The following is a 22,190-nucleotide window of genomic DNA, read 5'->3' as shown; positions in this document are numbered from 1 at the left end:
GCATCCCTTCACTGGGCCGGTGAGCGTTTCCCCGCAGGCCGGACATGGCCCCAGGGAGGTGAGCCCACCCTACGCACGCCCTCCCGCCCCTGGACGCGCCAGGCCCCCTCGGTCACGGCCGAGGGGGCCTGGCGGACGGCACGGCCGCTCCGGACAGTGGCGGGCGGCGGTGGTTACCGCCCGCTTCGTGACGGGAGCGGTTCAGCGCTTGGACTTGGCGCCCTTGGGCGTGACCAGACGGCTGCCGGTCCAGTCCTTGCCGGCGTTGATGCTCTTGGTCTGGGCGAGGCCCGCCGTCTGAGCGGCCTCGTTGATGTCGCTCGGCTCGATGTAGCCGTCCCGGCCCGTCTTCGGGGTCAGCAGCCACACGGGCTGGCCGTCCTCGACGAGCTGCGAGGCGTCGACCAGTGCGTCGGTCAGATCGCCGTCGTCCTCGCGGAACCAGAGCATGACGGAGTCGGCCACATCGTCGTACTCCTCGTCGGCGAGTTCGCCGCCGATGAGGGCTTCGATGGCCTCACGGAGCTCCTGATCGACATCGTCGTCGTAGCCGATCTCCTGGACCACCTGCTCGGGCTGGAAACCCAGCCTTGCGGCAGGGTTGGTCCGCTCCTCCGCGTGGTCCGCGGTCGCGCTCACGGTGTGCCTCCTGATCATGTTTCGGGAAATGCTGCTGCCACGCGCGGGCGCGAGGCATTGGCCGTAGTCCACACGGGCGCGACGGATCGCGCAAGTACCCGGCCGTCGAGACCGCCGAAACGGTGACGTTCCATCCCGTCCCGACGCATCCGACACCACGAGTTTACGCAGGTCCGTGCCGACGGTCACGGTCGAGCGCGCGGAACGGCCCTCCCGAGGGCTCCAGCGGGCGCCCTGGGCCGAACGGTCATGCGATATCCGTGAAGGTCCCGGGCGTATCGTTGCGATTTGGGTCGGCACACGCCGTACCACCCCCGGGGAGCCGTCGGCCGGACTCTCCCGGATGGCGGTTACCGCCGGGTAGAGATGACGGAACCGTCCCGCCGATGGACCATGGGGAGCGGCCCGACCTCCCTGACGTGCACGACCGAACAGCGAAGGAACAGCGTGGCTTCCGGACCCGATCGCAACCCGATCATCATTGGCGGCCTGCCCAGCCAGGTCCCGGACTTCGATCCCGAAGAGACCCAGGAATGGCTGGACTCCCTCGACGCCGCCGTCGACGAGCGCGGCCGGCAGCGGGCGCGCTATCTCATGCTCCGCCTGATCGAGCGGGCCCGCGAGAAGCGCGTCGCCGTGCCGGAGATGCGCAGCACGGACTACGTCAACACGATCGCGACCAAGGACGAGCCGTTCTTCCCCGGCAACGAGGAAGTCGAGCGGAAGATCCTCAACGCGACCCGGTGGAACGCCGCGGCGATGGTCTCCCGCGCGCAGCGCCCCGGCATCGGCGTCGGCGGCCACATCGCGACCTTCGCCTCCTCCGCCTCGCTGTACGACGTCGGCTTCAACCACTTCTTCCGTGGCAAGGACGAGGGCGACGGCGGCGACCAGATCTTCTTCCAGGGCCACGCCTCCCCCGGCATCTACGCCCGCGCCTACCTCCTGGACCGCTTCACCGAGGAGCAGCTCGACGGCTTCCGTCAGGAGAAGTCGAAGGCACCGAACGGACTCTCCAGCTATCCGCACCCGCGCTCCATGCCGGACTTCTGGGAGTTCCCCACCGTCTCCATGGGCCTCGGCCCGCTCGGGGCTATCTTCCAGGCGCGGATGAACCGCTACATGGAGGCGCGGGGCATCGCCGACACCACCGCCTCGCACGTGTGGGCTTTTCTCGGCGACGGCGAGATGGACGAGCCGGAGTCGCTCGGGCAGCTCTCCATCGCGGCCCGTGAGGGGCTCGACAACCTCACCTTCGTCGTCAACTGCAACCTCCAGCGCCTCGACGGCCCGGTGCGCGGCAACGGCAAGATCATCCAGGAGCTTGAGTCGCAGTTCCGCGGCGCGGGCTGGAACGTGATCAAGCTCGTCTGGGACCGTTCCTGGGACCCGCTGCTCGCTCAGGACCGCGACGGCCTGCTGGTCAACAAGTTGAACACCACCCCGGACGGTCAGTTCCAGACCTACGCGACCGAGACGGGCTCCTACATCCGCGAGCACTTCTTCGGCACCGACCAGCGGCTGCGCAGCATGGTCGAGAACATGACCGACGACCAGATCCTGCACCTGGGGCGCGGCGGTCACGACCACCGGAAGATCTTTGCGGCCTTCGCCGCGGCCAAGGCCCACAAGGGTCAGCCGACGGTGATCCTGGCGCAGACCGTCAAGGGCTGGACCCTCGGGCCCAACTTCGAGGGCCGCAACGCCACACATCAGATGAAGAAGCTGACCGTCGCCGACCTCAAGGGCTTCCGCGACCGGCTCCACCTGCCGATCCCCGACAAGGAGCTGGAGGACGGTCTGCCGCCGTACTTCCACCCGGGCCCCGACTCGGAGGAGATCCAGTACATGCACGACCGCCGGCGCGCGCTCGGCGGGTACGTGCCGACCCGGGTGGTGCGGGCCAAGCCGCTTGCACTGCCGGCCGACAAGACCTACGCCAGCGTGAAGAAGGGCTCGGGTCAGCAGGCCATCGCCACGACGATGGCCTTCGTCCGCCTCCTCAAGGACCTCATGCGGGACAAGGAGATCGGCAAGCGCTTCGTGCTGATCGCCCCGGACGAGTACCGGACCTTCGGCATGGACTCCTTCTTCCCCAGCGCCAAGATCTACAACCCGCTGGGGCAGCAGTACGAGTCGGTCGACCGTGAACTGCTTCTGGCCTACAAGGAGTCGCCGACCGGGCAGATGCTCCACGACGGCATCTCGGAGGCGGGCTGCACGGCGTCGCTGATCGCGGCCGGCTCCGCCTACGCCACCCACGGCGAACCGCTGATCCCCGTCTACGTCTTCTACTCGATGTTCGGGTTCCAGCGCACCGGCGACCAGTTCTGGCAGATGGCGGACCAGCTGGCCCGCGGGTTCGTGCTCGGCGCCACCGCGGGGCGGACCACCCTGACCGGTGAGGGGTTGCAGCACGCCGACGGCCACTCCCAGCTTCTCGCCTCCACCAACCCGGCCGTCGTGGCCTACGACCCGGCCTACGGCTACGAGATCGCCCACATCGTCCAGGACGGTCTGCGGCGGATGTACGGGCCCGACAGTGAGGATGTCTTCTACTACCTCACCGTCTACAACGAACCCATCCAGCACCCCGCGGAGCCGGAGGACGTCGACGTCGAGGGCATCCTCAAGGGCGTGCACCGGCTGCGAGCCGGCGACTCCGGCGAGATCCCGGCGCAGATCCTGGCCTCCGGCGTGGCCGTGCCGTGGGCCCTGGAGGCCCAGCGGATCCTTGCGCAGGAGTGGGACGTGCGGGCGGACGTGTGGTCGGCGACCTCCTGGAACGAGCTGCGCCGGGAGGCGATCGACGTGGAGCGCCACAACCTGCTGCACCCCGAGGAGGAGCAGCGGGTCCCGTACGTGACGCGGAAGCTGTCCGGCTCGGAAGGCCCCTTCGTGGCGGTCTCCGACTGGATGCGCGCGGTCCCCGACCAGATCTCCCGCTGGGTGCCCGGGACCTACCAGTCGCTCGGCGCCGACGGCTTCGGCTTCGCGGACACCCGGGGCGCCGCCCGGCGGTTCTTCCACATCGACGCGCAGTCGATCGTGCTGGCGGTGCTGACGGAGCTGGCCCGTGAGGGCAAGGTCGACCGGGCCGCACCCAAGCAGGCGATGGACCGGTACCAGTTGCTCGACGTGGCCGCCGCGGACCCGGGAGCGGCGGGCGGCGACGCCTGACCCGCGCACCTCGAGGTCCGGCCCGGAGGGCGGCGGAGTAGTGAAGGTCTCCGCCGCCCTCCGGCACGTCCGGAGCAGGTCGGCCGTCCCGGCCGCGAGGCGCCCGGTCCAGCGGCGCGCCGCTGGAGTCGGGCGGTGCCTGGCACGCCGGGAGTCCGCACGGCGCCAAGGCCCGAGAAGGTCCTGGCTCGCGCGCCGTGGTGCGCGAGGTGAGCGGATGTGATGTGAGGCGCCTCGGGCGGCGCCGCGTCCTCGACTTGCCGGCGGCGCGATGCTCACGCGGCCGGCCGGGCTCGGCTGTGCCCGCCTGATGCCGGGGCGGCTCGCCCGGTTCCGCCGTACCCACTGGTACACGGCCGAGGCTGACGCTGCCGGACCGGGCGCGGCGGCGCTCGGTACGACCGGACGGGGCAAGGCCCGCGGAAGTCGCGGACCGCGACGCCGCACGATCAGTTCTCCCAGATCTTGAACGCGCGCACACCGTAGGGCGACGAGGGCTGCCAGGTCCCGCTGCCGGGGTGGGTGTCGAACTCGCCGGTCTCGGCGCACTCGGCCGACTGGTAGGTGGTGACCGGGCGCCCTGTCCGGTTGGCGAGAGCGTGCGCCACCGCGCCGGAGGGAAGGGGGACGCAGCTCTCGATGTCGGTGCCGGACAGTTCGAAGACATGGCGCTTCCCCGCGAACTCCGCCTTCTGCCAGAGACACAGTTGTCCGGCGCCGCAGGGGGCGAGTCCGCCCTGCCCGGCCGTCTCAGCACGGGCGTGCCCCGCCGCGCCGGCCGGAACCGCCGAGGCCGGATCCGCCGAGGTGGGGGCGAGAGCGAGCGCGGTGGACAGCACGGCGACGGCCAGGACCGTCAGTGGGGCCAGGCGGCGGTTGGCCGAGGCGTGGGCCAGCAGCCCCCGAACGAAGTTCTTCACCCGTCCCTTGTCGTCGGCGCCCGCGGGCCGGGAGGCCGCCGGTGCGGCGGTGTGCCGGACGGTACGGGGCTGGAGCGGGCGGCGGCGGGCGGACGGGGCCACCACGCGGTCCCGGTGCATGCCGTGTCCCGGGTGAGGCGCGATCGGCTCGGAGTGCTTCGTCGGCTTCATCGGCTTGGTCATGTCGGTTCCCCGTTTCTCTGTTTCTCGATGTCTCGGTTGCTCGTGTGACGGGTCGGTGGCCGACCGGTCACCCTCGGAGTTTTCAGTGACGCTGGACGGGAGGCGTGGCGGCGCGTGGTGGCGCCGTCGCCCGTGGGCGGGTGGACAGGTGGATCACGGAGCCCTGCGCCCGGAAGTCGGCCCGCCCGCGGTGAAGGGGCGGCGTCATGGCCGGAGCGCGTCCATGACGAATGCGCCGCTGATGCGGCGTGCGCGTCTGTGGCAAGGTCCCGGCTCCCGGCCGTGCTGGCGGACAAGGCACCGGTCGATGTTCAGGCCGGGGCCCGACACGTCGACGGTGCGGCCGGTGAGTGAACTGTGGACCGGCCGAGGACCCGCAGGGAAGCCTCCCGGGCCGCGACCAGCCTGATAGGTGAACTTCACGCGCAGCTACTACCGGTAGCGCTTGTTCCGCCTTCGGTGGGGAAGCACCCGGTTCCGACAGAGGGCGGCTCGATCGACGTTCTCGCACGCGAGAGGGCCGAAGCCCTGGCCGGAACAGGGCCGGACGGCGGTCGGGGGCCCTCACCACCCGCGTGATCCTGTCCTCGAACGAGTGACAGCATCGCGTCCGGCGCCCGAGGGCGGCACGGGCGCCCGGTGCCAGGTCGGGCCACGGCCCTCCGTGCCGCCGGTCGGGCGCGAGGTGTCGCGCACGGACAAGTCCAGCGCGTCGACGGCTTCGCTCGACGGCGCCTTTGGGCACGGAAAGTCACTGACGAAAGCACATGCACCCGGTTTGCCGTAAAGGCCCGCCCGGTTCAGTGATCTGACCCACGGCTGCCCGAAGCCGCGCCGACCGTCTCCTAGGGTGTCCCGCAGTGACTTCCTTCGACTCCTCTCCCCAGTTCAACGTCTGGCGCACACTGCTCGCCCTGGCGATCGTCCTTGTCATGCTGGCAACCTCGGGCTGGACAGCCGCACGCCATCAACGGGGCGACACCAATCCCTTGCAGCGGGCGCTGAATGCGTGGAGTGACGGCCGTATCCACGGCACGTCGTTGCCGGCCGCCGACGCGCCCTCGACCAAGCTGGCGGGTTTCTTCGCCTCGCTCAGCCGCGATCAACGGCGCGGCCTGGCCGAGAAGTACCCCTTGGCGGTGGGGAACATGAACGGCGCGCCACCGAAACTGCGCTACCTGGCCAACCGGATCGCGCTCAAGGAGGCGGTGAGCGTGGAACGGGAGAGAACCATGGACCCCCGGCTCTCGGTGGAAGGGCGGCAGGAGGCCGACCGGCGGATGCACCGCTTCCTTTCCCTGCTGCGCCCCAAGCGCCACGTACTCGCCTTCGATCCGACCGGACGGGGACGGGTCGCCGAGGTCTTCGGGAATCTCGACCGTGCGGCCCGGGTCTCCGTCGTCGTGCCGGGTGTCGACACCGATGTGCTGACCTATGAACGGACCTACGGCGCGTTCTCCGCCCCCGCGGGCATGGCCAAGTCGCTGTACAAGGCCGAACGCGCCCAGCGCGAGGGCACTCTGCCCCGCTCCGCGTCGGGGGCTCCGCGGGTGGCGGTCATCGCCTGGGCCGACTACACCTCTCCGGCGGGCATCGGTGTGGACGCCGTCACGGCCAAGCGGGCGAAGGACGGCGCGGTGAGACTTTCCAACCTGGTCACAAGCCTGCCTGGGCAGAAGACTGTCGCACTGTACTGCCACAGTTACGGATCGGTGGTCTGCGGGGTCTCCGCACGCGACCTGCCGTCACGGGTGACGGACATCGCGGTCGCCGGGAGCCCCGGTATGCGTGCCGCCAGCGCCGCTCAGCTGAACACGGAGGCCAGGATCTGGGCGATGCGCGACCGGGACGACTGGATCGGGGAGATCCCGAACCTCGAACTGGCCGGGGTGGGACACGGCACGGATCCCGTGTCGGCGGAGTTCGGGGCGCGCGTGCTCTCCGCCCGGGGCGCCTCGGGACACGCGGGCTATTTCGAGCCCGGGACGGAGAGCCTCGACAACTTCGCTCGGATCGGTGTGGGCGCCTACCGGACCGTACGGTGCGCGGCGGACACGGACGCCTGTCGTCACGGCGCCGAGGACGTCTTCTCTGCCTGACGCGCGTAGAGACGGACCGGCGGCGGGCCCGCCGGGAAAGGGGACGAGGAGCAGCGTGGCGCATACGATGAGCCGCATGGGTGACGTATTGGCTGGATCTCATGCCGCCTGGGAGGTCGACTCCGACTCCGTGCTCATCCGCTTCGAACGGGGTATCCGAACGCCGAAGCTCTTCCAGGCGCTCGGTGAACGGCGTATCCCGCTGGAGGCGTTGGAGACGGTCTCGCTGGCGCCCGGCAGACGCGGGACCGTGGTGCTGCGCGCGGTCGCCAGAGCGGGCGCCGATCCCCTGATGGACGCGGCCTCCGGCCAGTTGAAGGAGGGCTGCGACCCCTACCGCCTGGTGCTGCCCTCGACCCAGGAACAGCACGCCCGCGAACACGTGGACGAGCTGAACAAGCTGATCGCGGACCGGCCCGCGCCCGCGTGCGTCCGCGGTCTCGTGGCGCCTCCCGAGGCGCCACTGCACTTCAAGGCGTACGACGGCAAAGCCTCGTTCGACGGAGCGGCCGTCTCGTTCCGCTGGTCACCGACCGGCGCGTCCACCGAGAAATGGAAGGCGGGCGACCAGACTTTCCCGGTGGCCGAGCTGGCCGATGTCGAGTGGCGCTCGCCCGAGGTCTTCGACGGCTGCCTGCGCCTGATTCCCCGATCGGGGCCGGCGGCACAGCCCGCACGCCCCGAACTGGACCCGACGTGCGTGGTGTTCGGCCCTGGCTACGGCCCCGTGCACGAGTCGCTGCCGTTCGCCGCGGCCGTGCTGGCCGCCGTGCGGGCCGCTGAGCGCACGCCGGAGAGCCGTCCCGCGGAGAGCTCCCGCATTCCGCTCCGTCGCGACCCGGCGGACATCGCTGAGCGCATCCGCCACCTCGGCGAGCTGCACCAGGCCGGCCTGGTGACCGATGAGGAGTTCGTCAGCAAGAAGACACAATTGCTGTCAGAGCTGTGAGGAACCGGACGGACCACCTGGCGGCTGTCCCCGCCGCGGAACTGTGCCCGGGGACGCGGCCTCTGGCAGACCGAGGACAATGCCCCCCTTTGGGGCACCTGTCCGCATACCCAGGTATGACCCGAGAAGCAGCTCCGTGGTATGACGCGGTCCCGCACTCCGCTGCCTAGGCTGTGCGAGTCATGAAGACCGAACCGCCGCGTGACCGCGATGACAAGTCTCCCCGGCCTCGCGGCCGCCGGGGCCTTCTCCAGCCCGGCTCCCTTCGCGGGGCGCTCGACCGTGCAGGAGCCTGGGGCCGGCGCACGGCAGCCCTTCCGGCGGTGCGCTCGTCCCGCGAGGAGTTGCGTTCCCTGGGGCTGGCCCTGGGCACGCCGGCCGACTCGGCTCGCCCCCTGCTCTCACGGGCACGCAGTCCGTGGATACGCCGCCTGCCCCATGTGCTCGCCTTCGGGGCGGTGGCGGCTCTGCTGCCGGTCACGACCACCGTGCTGGTCCAGGACTACGGAATGAACGGAGCCCTCGCCGGCGCCTTCGCCACCGCGCAGACCGCGCCGCTCCTCCTGGCCGTCTCGCGCCCCGTCCAGGCGTGGTGGGTGATCTTCACCGCCGACGTCGTCGCCGCCGTGGTGATGTTGGGCGTACCGGGCCTGGACGGAAGGTCCTGGCCGTGGACGCCGATGAACATCGTCGGATACCAACTGCTCATGGTCTGCCTGGGGCTGCGGGCCGGTCGGCGGACGCTGCTCGCCGTCTGGCTCGCCACGGGGTGCGCGGGCCTGTTCTTCGAAGTCCTCTCCCAGGAGCACAGCGACGGCAGCCAACTGCTCGTCTTCACGCTGTCCGGAGCCCTCCTGCTACTTTCGGCGACACTGCGGGAGAGGGGCGACGCGCAGCGGAAGCTGGTCGAGCAGGAGACCATCAGTGAGGCGGAGCGGTCGTACCGGACGCTGCTGGAGGAGCGCAACCGCATCGCGCGGGAGTTGCACGACGTGGTCGCCCACCACATGTCACTCATCACCGTGCAGGCCGACTCGGCGCCTTACCGCATACCGCAGCTCGACGAGGCGGCGGCGCGGGAGTTCAGCTCCATCGCGGACAGCGCACGCGAGTCGTTGAAGGAGATGCGGCGCGTCCTCTCGGTGCTGCGCAGCGAGAACGCCGAGGGGGAGCGGACGCCGCAACCAGGTCTTCGGCAACTGAGCCAGCTGGTGGACGCCACCGTCCGGGCGGGGGTGCCGGTGACCATGTCGCGGACCGAGGTGGAGATCGCGGCGATCCTGGCCGACCTCCCCGCCTCGGTCGACCTTTCCCTGTACCGGATCGTCCAGGAAGCCCTGGCCAACGTCGTCCGTCACGCACCGGAGGCACCGACGACCCTCTCCGTCCACCTGGAGGGCGCCTACGTCACCGTGATCATCGTGAACGGTCCGGGCCGCACGCGTCGGGTGCCTCTGGAGGCCACGGGGACGGGCCACGGACTGGTGGGCATGCGGGAGAGGGTGCGTCTCGTGGGTGGGACCCTCGACACCGGCCCCTTGCCCGGCGGAGGATTCCGTGTCGCCGCTCGGCTCCCCCGTCACGAGAAGGAACCCGACTCCCCATGAGTATCCGCGTGATCATCGTTGACGACCAGGGCATGGTGCGGGCGGGGTTCGCCGCCCTGCTGTCCGCCCAGTCGGACATCGACGTCGTCGGCGAGGCGGCCGACGGACGGACCGGCATCGAGGTGAGCCGCAAGACCCTCCCCGACGTCGTCCTCATGGACGTGCGGATGCCGGAGATGGACGGCCTGACGGCGACACGGGAGCTGCTGAGCCCGGATTCGGGAGCGGCCCATCGTCCGAAGGTCATCATGCTGACCACCTTCGACGTGGACGACTACGTGTACGAGGCGCTGCACGCCGGAGCCTCCGGCTTCCTGCTGAAGGACTCGCCGCCGGCCAGCCTGGTGACGGCGGTCCGCGTCATCCACGCCGGGAACGCTCTGCTCGATCCCGCGGTGACCCGCCACTTCATCGAGGACATCATCCGGCGGCGCCCACGCCCGCGGCGCGACCCCCTTCTCCGGTTGAACGGCCTCACACCACGGGAGACGGAGGTGCTGGAGTTGGTGGCCCGCGGACTGTCCAACCAGGAGATCGCCGAGCAGTTGGTCCTCGCCGAGCAGACGGTGAAGACCCACATCAGCCGCATCCTCGCGAAGCTCGGCATCCGCGACCGCGCTCAGGCGGTCATCGCCGCCTACGAATCCGGGCTGGTCAAGCCCGGTGACAGTGTGCGCTGACCTGCCTCTCCTCCTCTCCCGCTTCTTCACCTCCCTCCGTCTCGCTCCGTGTCCTCCACCGCCGGAGCCTCATCCACCCCCTACTGGGGTATGAGGCCGCACTTGGCTCTCCGGTGTGAAGCCCCAGCGGGTGTCGCCCTCCTACCTTCTCTCCAACAGGCCGGGGACGAGATCCGGCCGGACGGGGAGACGGGGACCGATGAAGAGGTTGCGGTGGCGTTCAGCCAGGCGCGGGGCGCGTTCACGAGGCCGACGCACGATGGCGGGGCTCATGCTGGCGTCCACCCTGCTGACGGCCACGACCGGCTGGGCGTCGGCTGGTCAGCAGACACCCGTGACGGGGCCGCCGCCCGGTGTGGCGGCCTGGCGGAACGACACCTCGACGGGGCACCGACTCCCCGACCCGGCCCATGCCCCGCCCTCAGAAGTCCACGACTTCCTGGGTGATCTGACGGCACCGCAGTTGAAACGCCTTGTCGAGCGCCACCCGCGCGTGCTCGGAAATCTGGACGGCGCTCCGGCTCGCCTTCGGTACGCCGCCAACCGCCGGGCGTTGGCCGACGCACGCGCCGGCGAGCGGAAGAAGGCCGCCGACTCGCGGTTGAGTGCCGAGGACCGCGACCGAGCGGCCAGGCGTGCCGGGAGATACCACGGTCTGCTGGCGGCAGGACGCCGGATCCTCGCCTTCGACCCTCGGGGCCGGGGGCAGGTGGCGGAGGTCTTCGGCGATCTCGGCACCGCCCGGCACGTGGCGGTCGTCGTGCCGGGTTCCGACATCGACTTGAGCACCTTTGACCGGACACGGAATCCCTACGGCACTCCTGCGGGCATGGCCCGTTCCCTCGCGAGGGTGACGGACGAGAGGACCGCGGTCATCGCCTGGGTCGGTTACACCACGCCGGTCGGGCTCGGACCCGATGCCGCCACCGGCCGCCTGGCCGAAGCGGGCGCGCCACGGCTGAAGCGCTTCGTCGACGGACTGGCCGCCACGGGCCTCCCCCGCCCTTCGGTCTTCTGCCACAGCTACGGATCGGTCGTGTGCGGGCTGGCCGCCTCCCAGCTTCGCATGAGTGACCTGGTCGTCCTCGGCTCCCCGGGGATGCGGGCAGCGGATTCGGCGTCCTTGGGCACCACCGCTCGAATCTGGGCGGCCCGCAGCTCCGGGGACTGGATCGGAAACGTGCCACACCTGCGCCTCTTCGAACTCGGTCACGGCGCGGACCCGACCGCCCCGGATTTCGGCGCCCGTTCCGTTCCCGCCCACCGGGTGAGCGGCCACTCCGACTACTTCGCTCCCGGTACGGACGCCCTCGCGGTCTTCGCCGCCATAGCGGAAGGCAGGGCGGCATGAGGGCGACTTGGCTGCGCCGTGCCGCGGCATCCGTCGAGGCGGCGACTCCGGCCCACCGCGACCGTGCCCTCGACGGGCTGCGGGCCCTGGCCCTGCTCGCGGTGCCCGCGGGTCACTGGCTCCTCGGCGGGTTCACACGTGACAGCGCAGGTGGCCTCCACAACGCCAGTCCGCTCTCCGCCTTTCCCTCGCTCGCGCCGTTGAGCTGGGTCTTGCAGATGCTCGCCGTCTTCTTCCTCGTCGGAGGACACGCCTCGGCGCTCTCCTACCGGCGGGCGGCGGGGCGGGGCGAGCCCGCGCGCTCCTGGGTCGCCGGACGGTTGGTGCGGCTCGGCCGCCCCGTGTTGGGCGTGACGTCTGTCTGGGCCGGCCTGCTGGTGGTGATGTGGTGGGCGGGTGTTCCCGACGCCACCTTGCACACAGCGGCCACCCTCGTCATCCAGCCCCTGTGGTTCGTCGGCGTCTACGGGGCGGTCACCACGCTGACGCCATGGTGTGTACGTGCCTCCAGGAAGGCGGGAGTGTGGGCCGCGGCACCGCTCCTCGGCACGGTCGCCGTGGTGGACCTGCTCCGTTACGGTCCCTGGTCGGCCGGGATGCCCTCCTGGCTGAGCCTGCTCAACCTGCTGCCGGGATGGTTGTTCGCCTACCAGTTGGGGGTGAGCTGGGGCGAAGGGCGGGTGAGCCGCCACGCGGCAAGGGTGCTGTTGGCCGGCGGCGCCGTCCTGTTCGCCGTGCTGCTCTGGGAGTTCGGCTATCCGATTTCCATGGTGGGGGTGCCGGGCGAGACGCGGACCAACTCGCATCCCCCTTCGCTGCTCGTGCTGGCGCTGGCCTCCTTCCAGAGTGGGGCAGCGGTGCTGCTGCGCGACCGGCTCGCGTCGCTGCTCCGTCGCCCCGCCTGGTGGGCGCCGGTCGTCGCCGTCAACCTGTCGGCCATGACCATCCTCTGCTGGCACCAGACCGCGATGCTCACCGCCGCGATACCCGGGGCGGTGCTCGGGGTGGTGCCCGGGCTGACCTCCGCCCCGGACACGGTGGCCTGGATCGCCATGAGAGTGCTGTGGATGCCGCTCTTCGCGGTCCTCCTCGTGGTGACGGCACGGTCCGCCCGGCGCCTCGACGCACCATGGACGGGAACCGGCCGAGGAATGCGCGTGACCGTGGCCCTCCTGGCGGCGGGTTTCGCGATATTCGCTCTTCGGCTGGCATGAGCGACAAGAACAAGAAGGAGACGGGAACAGGAGGAAGGAGAAGAACCTGGACGGAGCCGCCCCGTTCCCGCGGTCGTCCCTGCGGAGGCGCGGTCCAGGTCGGGCTGGTGACCACGGCGCCTCACGCCGTCGAGGCGGCCGGCCGGTCGCGGGCTCGGGACCTGCCGGTGAGGCGGTTCGGCTCCGGTCGCCTGTGCACGTGCGTAGTGGCCGATCTCCTGGTCCGGTACGCAGAGGGTGGCCTGGGGTTCCGCGATCCGGGGCCGGGTCTCCTGGCTGGTGGGACGGAGCAGCTCCTGGCGCTCGGGGAGATGTGGTCTCCGGCTCGGGTCAGTCCGGCGTAGCGGATCAGGGCGGCCACGGAGATACCGGCGAGTCGCGGCTGGCCGACGTGGGACAGTCAGCGCGGGGCACCGTTGCGGTAGCGGCGCTCCTCTTAGAGGTCCTAACAAAGGCGTTGGACGTGGCGGTGGGTGATGAGGCAGGTGGCGAGTCCGAGGAAGGCTTCGTGGATGTCGTCGCGTCGTTCCCAGCGGATTCGCAGTCGGCGGAAGCCGTGCAGCCAGGCGATCGTGCGCTCGACCACGTAGCGGAAGACGCCCAGGCCAGAGCCGTGCTCGACGCCTCGTTCGGCGATGACCGGCCGGATCCCGCGCTGTCGCAGCAGGCGGCGGTACTTGTCGTGGTCGTAGCCGCGATCGGCGAGGAGTGCGTCTGGCCGGTGTCTGGGCCGGCCGACGGTGCCCGCCACGGCCGGAACCTTGTCCAGCAGCGGCAGCAGCTGGGTGACGTCGTTGCGGTTTCCGCCGGTCAGCGACACCGCGAGCGGGATGCCCTGGCCGTCGGTGAGGACGTGGTGCTTGCTGCCCGGTCGTGCGCGGTCGACCGGGCTGGGCCCGCTTTTGGGCCGCGCCGAGCGGCCCGGACATGGGAGGAGTCGATCACCGCCCGGGACCAGTCGAGCTTCTTCGCGGCCCGCAGCTTCTTCAGCAGCACCAGGTGCAGTGCGTCCCAGACACCGGCTTCATTCCAGGCGGCCAGGCGCCGCCAGCACGTCATCCCCGAGCCAAAGCCCAGCTCCTGGGGCAGGTACTCCCACTGGATGCCGGTGTGCAGCACGAACAGGATTCCGCACAGTGCCTGCCGGTCCGGGACCCGCGGCCTGCCCTCCACCTGCTTGGGTCCCGGCTCGGGCAGCAACGGCTCGATGAGCGACCACAGTTCGTCCGACACGACCCAGGGCCGCGACTGTCGTTTCCCCACGAACGGACCAACGACCACTCAAGCCTAAAGTCACATGATCAACAACTTCTGTTAGGGCCTCTTAGGGCGAGCGGTCGACTCGCCGCGTAAGGCCGACGCGCCCGGACCGCCTGAGGGCGGGCGGTGGGACCGGTCAGCTCGGTGCCCCTTCCTGATCGTGTAGTGGTCATCGCTGTCCGAGCGAGGAAGGGGGTCGTGTGCGGTCGAGCAGGCTCGGACCACAGCGGGGAGGGAGGTGGCATTCGTCACCCTCATGCTCTCCGCGCCGGAACGTCCAGGCGCACTCCGCGCAACCGCGGATGCGCCCGCGACTGTCGGGGCCCGTCTCGCCACCCGCTCCGGCACCGGAGTGCCCGGTGGCGGGCCGAGCACCTCCGCGGTCCTCGGTGGGGACAGCCGTCACCTGCTCGTCCCGGATGCCCGTTCTAGACTCGCCGACATGCGAAGCCTTGAGAGTCTGGCGTGGGTGGACGACTGGCCGGTGCCGCACGCGGCTGCGGCCGTGGTGCGGTCCGACGGGACGGTGGCCGGGACCCACGGGCCCACCGACCGGCGGTTCGCGCTGGCCTCGGTGACGAAGCCGATCGCGGCGTACACCGTGCTGGTGGCGTATGAGGAAGGAGCCGTGGAACTCGACGAACCGGCGGGGCCCGAGGGGTCGACGGTGCGGCATCTGCTGGCACACACCAGTGGGCTGGCCTTCGACGAGTACCGGGTTCAGGCGGAGCCCGGAGCCCGGCGGATCTACTCGAACGCCGGCTTCGAGGCGCTGGGTGAGCACCTGGCCGAGGCGACGGGCATCGCGTTCCCGGAGTATCTACGGCAGGCCGTGCTGGAGCCGCTGGGGATGCGCGCGACGTCTTTGGAAGGAGAGCAGTCTCCCGCGAAGGACGGGTGGTCGACGGTGGACGACCTGATCCGGTTCGCGGCGGAGGTGCAGGCGCCCCAGCTCTTGGACGCCCGTACGGTCGCCGAGGCCATATCGGTCGTGCATCCGGGGCTGAAGGGGGTGCTGCCCGGATACGGGAGCCAGAACCCCAACGACTGGGGGCTGGGTTTCGAGATCCGGGACGGGAAGTCGCCACACTGGACGGGGCAGGCGTCCTCACCGAGGACGTACGGGCATTTCGGCCAGTCGGGGACGTTTCTCTGGATCGACCCGGACGCCCGGGCGGCCGCTGTCGCGTTGACCGACAGGGACTTCGGGCCCTGGGCCATCGAGGCTTGGCCGGGGTTCACGGACGCGATCCTCAAGGAACTGGGCCAGGGCGGGGGTCGCTGAGCGGGACCGGTCTCGGGCCGAGCGGCGAGGTGGGTGGTCCGAGGCGGACGGCTCCGGGTCTGGGCCGGCTCCGCCCTGGGTTCGGGTCCGGCCCTGGACCCGAACTGACGCAACAGGGGTGGCGGGCTGCCAGGGGGGCGGTAACCGGGGCGGACACCACAGGCCTCGGTTGTGGCGGGGCGGCACGGTCAGCAGCGTCGGGCCGGAGTCCTGGCCGGGCTCCCCGAGCCCGGGAGGCGGGGCTCGGAGCAGTGGGCGTCCCGTCCGATACGACGTGTGGTCCTGTGCACGGGGCTAACCGGCCCGCCAGCCCGCCGCTCCGGGCCCCAGTCGCCAACTCTCAACTCACAGCACCCGCCCGACATCCCGCCGCTCGCCCCACCCCGTCCCACCCCGCCAGACCCCGCCCATCCCAGCGGAAGGCGGATGTCTCGGTGACCGGCCTCGCGTGCCTGCTCATCGGCCCGGCTCCGCGCAGAGGACTCGCTCTGCCGCTCCCCTCCTTGCCGCTCCCCTCCTTGCCCCTCACCCGAACGATCCCTTGCCCTACGAGGGCGCCCTACGAAGGCGCCCTACGCCCTGCTGCCGGATCAGTCAGCCACGTGCCAGCTCGCCCCGGCACCCTCCAGTCAGCCACCCCGCCAGTTCGGACGCAGGGCAGCCCCGTCAGTGCGCCTCGGTGTCGGCGTCCGTATGCACGGCCCGCACACGACGAACCTGGCCACTGCTGTCCCCGCCGCCAAGAGGCGGCCCCGGGTGAAGCCCGCTCACCCGCAGGACCGCCGGTTTCCCGGGAGCAGCCCCAGTCGGACCACCGGGCCGCAGGTCCCGGGCCCCCAGCCACTCCCTGGTCACGTCGCCAGGCGGGACGTGGCCGCGGTAACCCTGGCAGGCTCGGTTCCCGGCGCGTACCTTCCCAGCATGGTGCGACTCGTGCGGGCCGGGGCGGCTGACGCGGAGGGGCTCGCCGGGGTGTTGGCGAGTGCGTATCGGGACGATCCTGTCTGGTCGTGGTTGATACCGCGTGACCGCAAGTGGCGGCTCCGGTTGCTGTTCCCGAGGGCGTCTCGGGCAGCAGATCCCGCACGGGCGGGTGTGGACCGACGACGGCAGGCGGGTGGCGTGCGTGTGGGCGGAGCCGGTGCCTGGAAGCTGCCGACGGTCTACCTGCTGCGGAACGCGCGGACGCTGGTGCGCGCGGGCAGAGGGGAGTTGCCGAGGCTCGGGGCACGGCTGCTCGCTCTGGAACGGCGGCATCCGGGGGTGCCACCGCACTGGTACGTCGAGTTCCTGGGGCGCGTGCCGAGGCCCACGGCACGGGACTGGGAACGGCGGTGCTCGGCGGGCTCCCGGAGCAGGCGGACACCGACGGGCGTCCGGTGTTCCTGGAGTCGGGCAACGTACGGAACCCGGGGTTCTACGAGCGTCTGGGGTTCGAGCCCGGGCATAGGCTCACGTTCCGGCCCGGACCGGAGATGTGGGCCACGTGGCGACACACGCGGCGGAGTCGAGCGTCGAGTGTCCGGCCGCCTCTGTCCCACCGTCAAACGGGCGCCCCGCTTTCCGGGGGACCTATCCCCTCATCGTCCAGACCAGCAGTTCGGCGGTGCTCTCGCCGCGCCCTGTCACGGTGAAGGGTCGCCCGGCCGACTCGCCTCCCTCCTGACCGCTGCCGCCGCGGGCGTCAGCGGCATCGAGATCGGCAGAAATGAGGGTTCGGGGGTTTGGAGCCGTCTCGCCGACGCGGGCGGAGTCGCCAGGGCCGAGTCGTACCGGCGGGGAATTGTCCTCGCCGGTGACTGAGGCCGGGCTGAGTTCGACGTCTCCCGTCAGGACGTGGACGTGGCGTAGCGCGGCAGGCGGGAGAGGATTCGGTCGGCCGGGGACGAGGAGAAGGCGGTGGAGCGCGGCTCCGGCGGCCGGAAGGTCGAGGACGACGGTGTCGGGCCGGTCCTGCGGCAGATTCTCGCGGCGGGCCAGGGAGTAGGTGGGCGCGCCGTCCGAGGTGAGCGGCGCGAGCCACATCTGGAGGAAGACGAGAGGGGCCGGGCCGTCGTTGCGCTCGACGTGGCGGACGCCGGTGGCCGCGCTGAGATGCTGGACGTCGCCCGGTCGTACGACGGTGGTGCGGCCGGTGGAGTCCTGGTGGGTCAGCTCGCCCTCGGCGACCCAGGTGACGATCTCGGTATGGCTGTGCGGGTGTTCGTCGAAGCCCGCGCCGGGCGCGAGGCGTTCCTCGTTGCAGGCGATGAGCGGGCCGAAACGGAGGTTGTCCGGGTCGTAGTGCGCGCCGAAGGAGAAGGCGTGCAGGGTGCTGATACCGGCCGAGGGCTCGCCGCCCTGGTACCGGTCGCCGGAGCGCCGTACGTCGATCACCCGCACCACGGTACGGCCTGACCTGGCCGGAGACGGAGGCCCACCCCGCCAGGGACCTGGTTCCGCCTCGACATCGCCTCTGCACTGCGACGAGCCGCGGACGGGCCCGGCACGGCCCGGCGCGGAGAACGACTCAGCCGACCGTCGCCACCTCAGCACCCGGAGCCGCACCACGGCCCGCGCACGGAGCGACACGCGGCCGCAGGCTCCTGGATCACCGCCTCCCCACAGGCACAACCCGTCGGTGCCGAGCCCCTCCGGGCCGGTGCCCAGCGCCTGACCAGCACCTGACCCCGGGCCCGGCATCTGGCCCCCGGGCCAGGCACCGGGCCGACGGCAAGACCGGCAGCTCGTCGTCCTCGACGCAGGTCACCGGATCACCGGAGCCCACGCGGCGCAGCCCGTCCCAGTCCCGCCCCCGACGGCCCAAGCCCCACCACGCCGATCACCGGATCACCGGATCACCGGATCACCGGAGACCTTGCGGCACAGCCCGCCCCCGCCACGCGCCCCGACGGCCCAAGCCCCACCACGCAAGGGCCCCGCCCCACACCCCCGGCGATCGCAGTCCCGCGCCCCACAAGCCCCGCCCCACACCACAGCGATCACACCCCCACCCCGCAAAGCCCCGCCCCACACCACCGGGGCCACGCACCGGCCCGCGCCCCCTGAACCGTCTCTCCCCTCCGCCACCAGGCCGGCCGCCGCCACGCGCCCGGCCCTGCCCGTGACCCTCCACCTCACCGCCCCGCTGCGATAAGGCAGTCTTGTCCCGTGTCCCAACCCGAATCCACACCACCCGACCACCCCGCCGAGCAGCAGCCTCCAGAGGCTGCGGCCGCCCATCCGCACACCGCGACGCTGAAGCGGCTGGAGCGTTCCTCCGGGCGGCTCGCCGCCAACGCCATCGCGCGGATGGACGAGACGCTGCCCTGGTACCGGGCGATGCCGCCGGAGAACCGTTCGTGGATCGGCCTGGTGGCACAGGCGGGTATCGCGGCGTTCACCGAGTGGTTCCGGCAGCCGGACGCGCCGCAGGCGATCTCCACCGACGTGTTCGGCACGGCGCCGCGCGAGCTGACGCGGGCGATCACCCTGCGGCAGACCGTCGAGATGGTGCGCACCACGATCGAGGTCATGGAGACGGCGATCGACGAGGTCGCGGCGCCGGGTGACGAGTCGGTGCTTCGGGAGGCGCTGCTGGTCTACGCCCGGGAGATCGCCTTCGCCACCGCTCAGGTCTACGCGCAGGCCGCCGAGGCGCGCGGCGCCTGGGACGCCCGGCTGGAGTCGCTGGTGGTCAACGCCGTGCTCTCCGGCGAGGCGGACGAGGGCGCCGTCTCCCGGGCGGCCGCGCTCGGCTGGAACTCCCCCGAGCACGTCTGCGTGATCCTCGGCACCGCCCCCGACGGGGACAGCGAGCTGACCGTGGAGGCGATCCGGCGGGCCTCCCGCCAGGCCAAGGTGCAGGTCCTGACCGGGGTGCTCGGCAACCGGCTGGTGGTCATCGCGGGCGGCAGCGACAACCCGCTGCACGTGGCGAAGGCGCTGATCGGGCCGTACGCGGCGGGCCCGGTGGTGGCCGGCCCCGTGGTGGCGGACCTGCTGGCGGCGACCCGGTCGGCACAGGCCGCCGCGGCGGGACTGAAGGCGTGCGCGGCCTGGCAGGACGCGCCGCGGCCCGTGCTCGCGGACGATCTGCTGCCGGAGCGCGCGATGGCGGGCGATCCCGCCGCGCGGGACCAGTTGGTGGAGGAGATCTACAGACCGTTGGAGGAAGCGGGGTCGGCTCTCCTGGAGACGCTGAGCGTCTACCTGGAGCAGGCGAGCAGCCTCGAAGGGGCCGCGCGGATGCTGTTCGTCCACCCGAACACCGTGCGCTACCGGCTTCGACGTGTGACTGACGTCACCGGGTGGTCGCCCTCCGATGTGCGATCGGCCTTCACGCTGCGTATCGCGCTGATCCTGGGGCGCTTGGCGGACGCCGAGGCGCAACTCTAGGATTTTGTCGGACACCAACAATTCCCCTGACGGTTCTTGGTCCCTGTCCCCACCGGCCGTCGGGGCCCTCCCCAAGAGAGAGTGTGAGAGTGCTCGTACTCGTCGCTCCCGGCCAGGGCGCCCAGACGCCCGGCTTCCTGACCCCCTGGCTCGAACTCCCCGGTGCCGCCGACCGCGTCGCGGCCTGGTCCGACGCCATCGGCCTCGACCTGGTGCACTACGGCACCGAGGCGGACGCCGAGGCGATCCGTGACACCGCGGTGGCCCAGCCGCTGCTGGTCGCCGCCGGGCTGCTCTCCGCCACCGCGCTCGGCGAGGTGGCCCCGGGCGCTGTCGCGGGACACAGCGTCGGCGAGATCACCGCCGCCGCCCTCGCCTCGGTCCTCGACGACACCGACGCGCTGCGTCTGGTACGCCGCCGCGGCCAGGCCATGGCGGAGGCCTCCGCCGTCACCCCCACCGGTATGGCCGCCCTGCTCGGCGGCGACCCGGAGGTGACCCTCCCGCACCTGGAGAAGCTCGGCCTGACCCCGGCCAACGTCAACGGCGCCGGCCAGATCGTCGCCGCGGGCACGCTGGAGCAGATCGACGCGCTGGTCGCGCAGAAGCCGGAGGGGGTGCGCCGGGTGGTGCCGCTCAAGGTGGCCGGCGCCTTCCACACCGAGCACATGGCCCCGGCCGTGTCGGAGCTGGAGAAGGCCGCCGCGGAGCTGGCCCCCGCCGACCCGTCCGTGCCGTACGTCTCCAACCGGGACGGCGCGCGGGTGGCCACCGGCACGGAGGTCCTGGAGCGGCTGGTGGGCCAGCTCGCCAACCCGGTCCGCTGGGACCTGTGCATGGAGACCTTCCAGCAGCTCGGCGCCACCGCGTTGCTGGAGGTGTGCCCGGGCGGCACGCTGACCGGACTGGCCAAGCGCGCGATGCCGGGCGTCAAGACGCTCGCCCTGAAGACCCCCGACGACCTCGACGCGGCACGCGCCCTGATCGCCGAGCACTCCCCCGCCGCGCCGGCGGACCCGCAGACGGCCTGAGAAGGAGCACCGAGAGCATGGCGAAGATCAAGCCCAGCAAGGGTGCCCCGTACGCGCGCATTCTCGGCGTCGGCGGCTACCGCCCGACACGGGTGGTGCCCAACGAGGTGATCCTGGAGAAGATCGACTCCTCCGACGAGTGGATCCGCTCGCGGTCCGGCATCGCCACCCGGCACTGGGCCGACGACCAGGAGACCGTCACCGTGATGTCGGTGGAGGCGGCGGGCAAGGCCATCGCCGACGCCGGCATAGCCCCGTCGGAGATCGACGCCGTCGTCGTCTCGACGGTCTCGCACTTCAAGCAGACCCCCGCGGTGGCGACCGAGATCGCGCACCTGGTGGGTGCGGGCAAGCCCGCCGCCTTCGACATCTCCGCCGGCTGCGCGGGCTTCGGCTACGGCCTGACCCTCGCCAAGGGCATGGTCGTGGACGGGTCGGCCGAGCATGTGCTGGTCATCGGTGTGGAGCGGCTCAGCGACCTCACCGACCACGAGGACCGCGCGACGGCCTTCCTCTTCGGTGACGGCGCGGGCGCGGTCGTCGTCGGCCCCTCGGACGTCCCGGCCATCGGCCGGACCGTGTGGGGCTCCGAGGGCGACAAGTCGGAGACCATCAAGCAGACGACGTCGTGGGCGGAGTACCGCGACGGCCACCCGGAGAAGTTCCCGGCGATCACGCAGGAGGGCCAGGCCGTCTTCCGCTGGGCCGTCTTCGAGATGGCCAAGGTGGCCCAGCAGGCGCTGGAGGCCGCCGGTATCACCGCGGAGGACCTCGATGTCTTCATCCCGCACCAGGCCAACATGCGGATCATCGACTCGATGGTGAAGACCCTCAAACTGCCGGAGCACGTCACGGTCGCCCGTGACATCGAGACCACCGGCAACACCTCGGCCGCGTCGATCCCGCTCGCGATGGAGCGGCTTCTGGCGACGGGCGAGGCCAAGAGCGGCGACACGGCGCTCGTCATCGGCTTCGGGGCGGGTCTCGTCTACGCCGCCACGGTCGTTACTCTCCCCTAGGCGCCGCGCACCCCCGGCCTTCCGGGGCACGCGGAACCGTACACCTCTGAACACCAACGAAGGAGCGCCATCATGGCCGCCACGCAGGAAGAGATCGTCGAGGGTCTCGCGGAGATCGTGAACGAGATCGCCGGCATCCCGACCGAGGACGTCCAGCTGGACAAGTCCTTCACCGACGACCTGGACGTCGACTCGCTGTCCATGGTCGAGGTCGTCGTCGCCGCCGAGGAGCGCTTCGACGTGAAGATCCCCGACGAGGACGTCAAGAACCTCAAGACCGTGGGCGACGCCACGTCCTACATCCTGAAGCACCAGGGCTGATCCCGGCGCACCGGGAGCGGCCCCGGCCTTCCGGGTCCGCTCCCCGTGCCCGCCCCCGGCCTTCTGCCCGCCGGA

At 71.3% G+C, this 22,190-nt stretch carries 16 protein-coding genes; 12 read left to right on the top strand and 4 right to left on the bottom strand.

The window, feature by feature from the left end:
- Positions 1-201: 201 nt before the first annotated feature.
- Positions 202-639, bottom strand: coding sequence for a DUF3052 domain-containing protein (locus Sdia_RS09850; RefSeq protein WP_100452875.1), 438 nt, complete (start codon positions 637-639; stop codon positions 202-204).
- A 447-nt stretch (positions 640-1,086) separates the two neighbouring features.
- Between Sdia_RS09850 and aceE the strand changes: the two genes are divergently transcribed.
- Positions 1,087-3,819, top strand: coding sequence for a pyruvate dehydrogenase (acetyl-transferring), homodimeric type (aceE, locus tag Sdia_RS09845; protein ID WP_100452874.1), 2,733 nt, complete (start codon positions 1,087-1,089; stop codon positions 3,817-3,819).
- Positions 3,820-4,268: 449 nt separating this feature from the next.
- Here aceE and Sdia_RS30015 read toward each other — a convergent pair whose 3' ends face one another.
- Positions 4,269-4,688 carry a peptidase inhibitor family I36 protein gene (locus Sdia_RS30015; protein WP_229830618.1) on the bottom strand — a complete coding sequence of 140 codons (420 nt, stop codon included), beginning with the start codon at positions 4,686-4,688 and terminating at the stop codon, positions 4,269-4,271.
- Between the two features lie 1,094 nt (positions 4,689-5,782).
- On the opposite strand from Sdia_RS30015, the gene Sdia_RS09835 reads away from it, so the two are divergent.
- From Sdia_RS09835 to Sdia_RS09810, 6 genes are all read left to right on the top strand, one after another.
- Positions 5,783-7,021, top strand: coding sequence for an alpha/beta hydrolase (locus Sdia_RS09835; protein ID WP_100452872.1), 1,239 nt, complete (start codon positions 5,783-5,785; stop codon positions 7,019-7,021).
- 76 nt (positions 7,022-7,097) lie between these two features.
- Complete coding sequence (locus tag Sdia_RS09830) at positions 7,098-7,970, top strand: DUF4429 domain-containing protein (protein ID WP_100452871.1); 873 nt, start codon at positions 7,098-7,100, stop codon at positions 7,968-7,970.
- Between the two features lie 182 nt (positions 7,971-8,152).
- Entirely contained in the window at positions 8,153-9,577 is a 1,425-nt protein-coding gene (locus tag Sdia_RS09825; RefSeq protein ID WP_189399671.1) for a sensor histidine kinase, read from the top strand.
- Positions 9,574-10,257 (top strand): response regulator transcription factor, encoded by a 684-nt coding sequence (locus tag Sdia_RS09820; RefSeq protein WP_100452869.1) that lies wholly within the window; start codon positions 9,574-9,576, stop codon positions 10,255-10,257. The genes Sdia_RS09825 and Sdia_RS09820 overlap by 4 nt, the downstream gene beginning before the upstream one ends.
- Before the next feature lie 259 nt (positions 10,258-10,516).
- Complete coding sequence (locus Sdia_RS09815; RefSeq protein WP_100452868.1) at positions 10,517-11,608, top strand: alpha/beta hydrolase; 1,092 nt, start codon at positions 10,517-10,519, stop codon at positions 11,606-11,608.
- Complete coding sequence (locus Sdia_RS09810; protein WP_100452867.1) at positions 11,605-12,822, top strand: acyltransferase family protein; 1,218 nt, start codon at positions 11,605-11,607, stop codon at positions 12,820-12,822. The genes Sdia_RS09815 and Sdia_RS09810 overlap by 4 nt, the downstream gene beginning before the upstream one ends.
- Before the next feature lie 445 nt (positions 12,823-13,267).
- Here Sdia_RS09810 and Sdia_RS09805 read toward each other — a convergent pair.
- A protein-coding gene (locus tag Sdia_RS09805) for an IS5 family transposase (RefSeq protein ID WP_238156524.1) occupies positions 13,268-14,085 on the bottom strand; the annotation gives its coding sequence in 2 pieces (ribosomal slippage) (positions 13,268-13,728 and positions 13,728-14,085; 819 coding nt in all).
- A 439-nt stretch (positions 14,086-14,524) separates the two neighbouring features.
- On the opposite strand from Sdia_RS09805, the gene Sdia_RS09800 reads away from it, so the two are divergent.
- The gene (locus Sdia_RS09800) at positions 14,525-15,367 is read left to right on the top strand and encodes a serine hydrolase domain-containing protein (RefSeq protein ID WP_189399666.1); all 843 of its coding nucleotides are present in this window, start codon (positions 14,525-14,527) and stop codon (positions 15,365-15,367) included.
- 1,572 nt (positions 15,368-16,939) lie between these two features.
- On the opposite strand, the gene Sdia_RS09795 is transcribed toward Sdia_RS09800, so the two are convergent.
- Positions 16,940-17,752, bottom strand: coding sequence for a pirin family protein (locus tag Sdia_RS09795; RefSeq protein ID WP_115068691.1), 813 nt, complete (start codon positions 17,750-17,752; stop codon positions 16,940-16,942).
- Between the two features lie 765 nt (positions 17,753-18,517).
- Here Sdia_RS09795 and Sdia_RS09790 point away from each other — a divergent pair.
- The 4 genes from Sdia_RS09790 to Sdia_RS09775 all read left to right on the top strand — a co-directional run bounded on the left by Sdia_RS09790 (position 18,518) and on the right by Sdia_RS09775 (position 22,115).
- On the top strand, positions 18,518-19,744 hold the full coding sequence (locus tag Sdia_RS09790) for a PucR family transcriptional regulator (protein WP_100452863.1): 1,227 nt from the start codon (positions 18,518-18,520) through the stop codon (positions 19,742-19,744).
- Between the two features lie 89 nt (positions 19,745-19,833).
- Positions 19,834-20,775, top strand: coding sequence for an ACP S-malonyltransferase (locus tag Sdia_RS09785; RefSeq protein WP_115068692.1), 942 nt, complete (start codon positions 19,834-19,836; stop codon positions 20,773-20,775).
- Between the two features lie 17 nt (positions 20,776-20,792).
- Positions 20,793-21,794 (top strand): ketoacyl-ACP synthase III, encoded by a 1,002-nt coding sequence (locus Sdia_RS09780; RefSeq protein WP_100452861.1) that lies wholly within the window; start codon positions 20,793-20,795, stop codon positions 21,792-21,794.
- Positions 21,795-21,866: 72 nt separating this feature from the next.
- On the top strand, positions 21,867-22,115 hold the full coding sequence (locus tag Sdia_RS09775) for an acyl carrier protein (RefSeq protein ID WP_100452860.1): 249 nt from the start codon (positions 21,867-21,869) through the stop codon (positions 22,113-22,115).
- The last annotated feature ends 75 nt before the right edge of the window (positions 22,116-22,190 follow it).

This window comes from Streptomyces diastaticus subsp. diastaticus, from assembly GCF_011170125.1.
Taxonomy (GTDB): Bacteria; Actinomycetota; Actinomycetes; order Streptomycetales; family Streptomycetaceae; genus Streptomyces; species Streptomyces diastaticus.
This window is presented reverse-complemented; position numbering and strand designations above follow the sequence as displayed.

Bases quoted from the DNA above. Each gene is read 5' to 3' on its own strand.
- Sdia_RS09830 (WP_100452871.1), top strand. From the start codon at position 7,098: ATGGGTGACGTATTGGCTGGATCTCATGCCGCCTGGGAGGTCGACTCC.
- Sdia_RS09825 (WP_189399671.1), top strand. From the start codon at position 8,153: ATGAAGACCGAACCGCCGCGTGACCGCGATGACAAGTCTCCCCGGCCT.
- Sdia_RS09820 (WP_100452869.1), top strand. From the start codon at position 9,574: ATGAGTATCCGCGTGATCATCGTTGACGACCAGGGCATGGTGCGGGCG.
- Sdia_RS09815 (WP_100452868.1), top strand. From the start codon at position 10,517: ATGGCGGGGCTCATGCTGGCGTCCACCCTGCTGACGGCCACGACCGGC.
- Sdia_RS09810 (WP_100452867.1), top strand. From the start codon at position 11,605: ATGAGGGCGACTTGGCTGCGCCGTGCCGCGGCATCCGTCGAGGCGGCG.
- Sdia_RS09800 (WP_189399666.1), top strand. From the start codon at position 14,525: ATGCGAAGCCTTGAGAGTCTGGCGTGGGTGGACGACTGGCCGGTGCCG.
- Sdia_RS09780 (WP_100452861.1), top strand. From the start codon at position 20,793: ATGGCGAAGATCAAGCCCAGCAAGGGTGCCCCGTACGCGCGCATTCTC.
- Sdia_RS09775 (WP_100452860.1), top strand. From the start codon at position 21,867: ATGGCCGCCACGCAGGAAGAGATCGTCGAGGGTCTCGCGGAGATCGTG.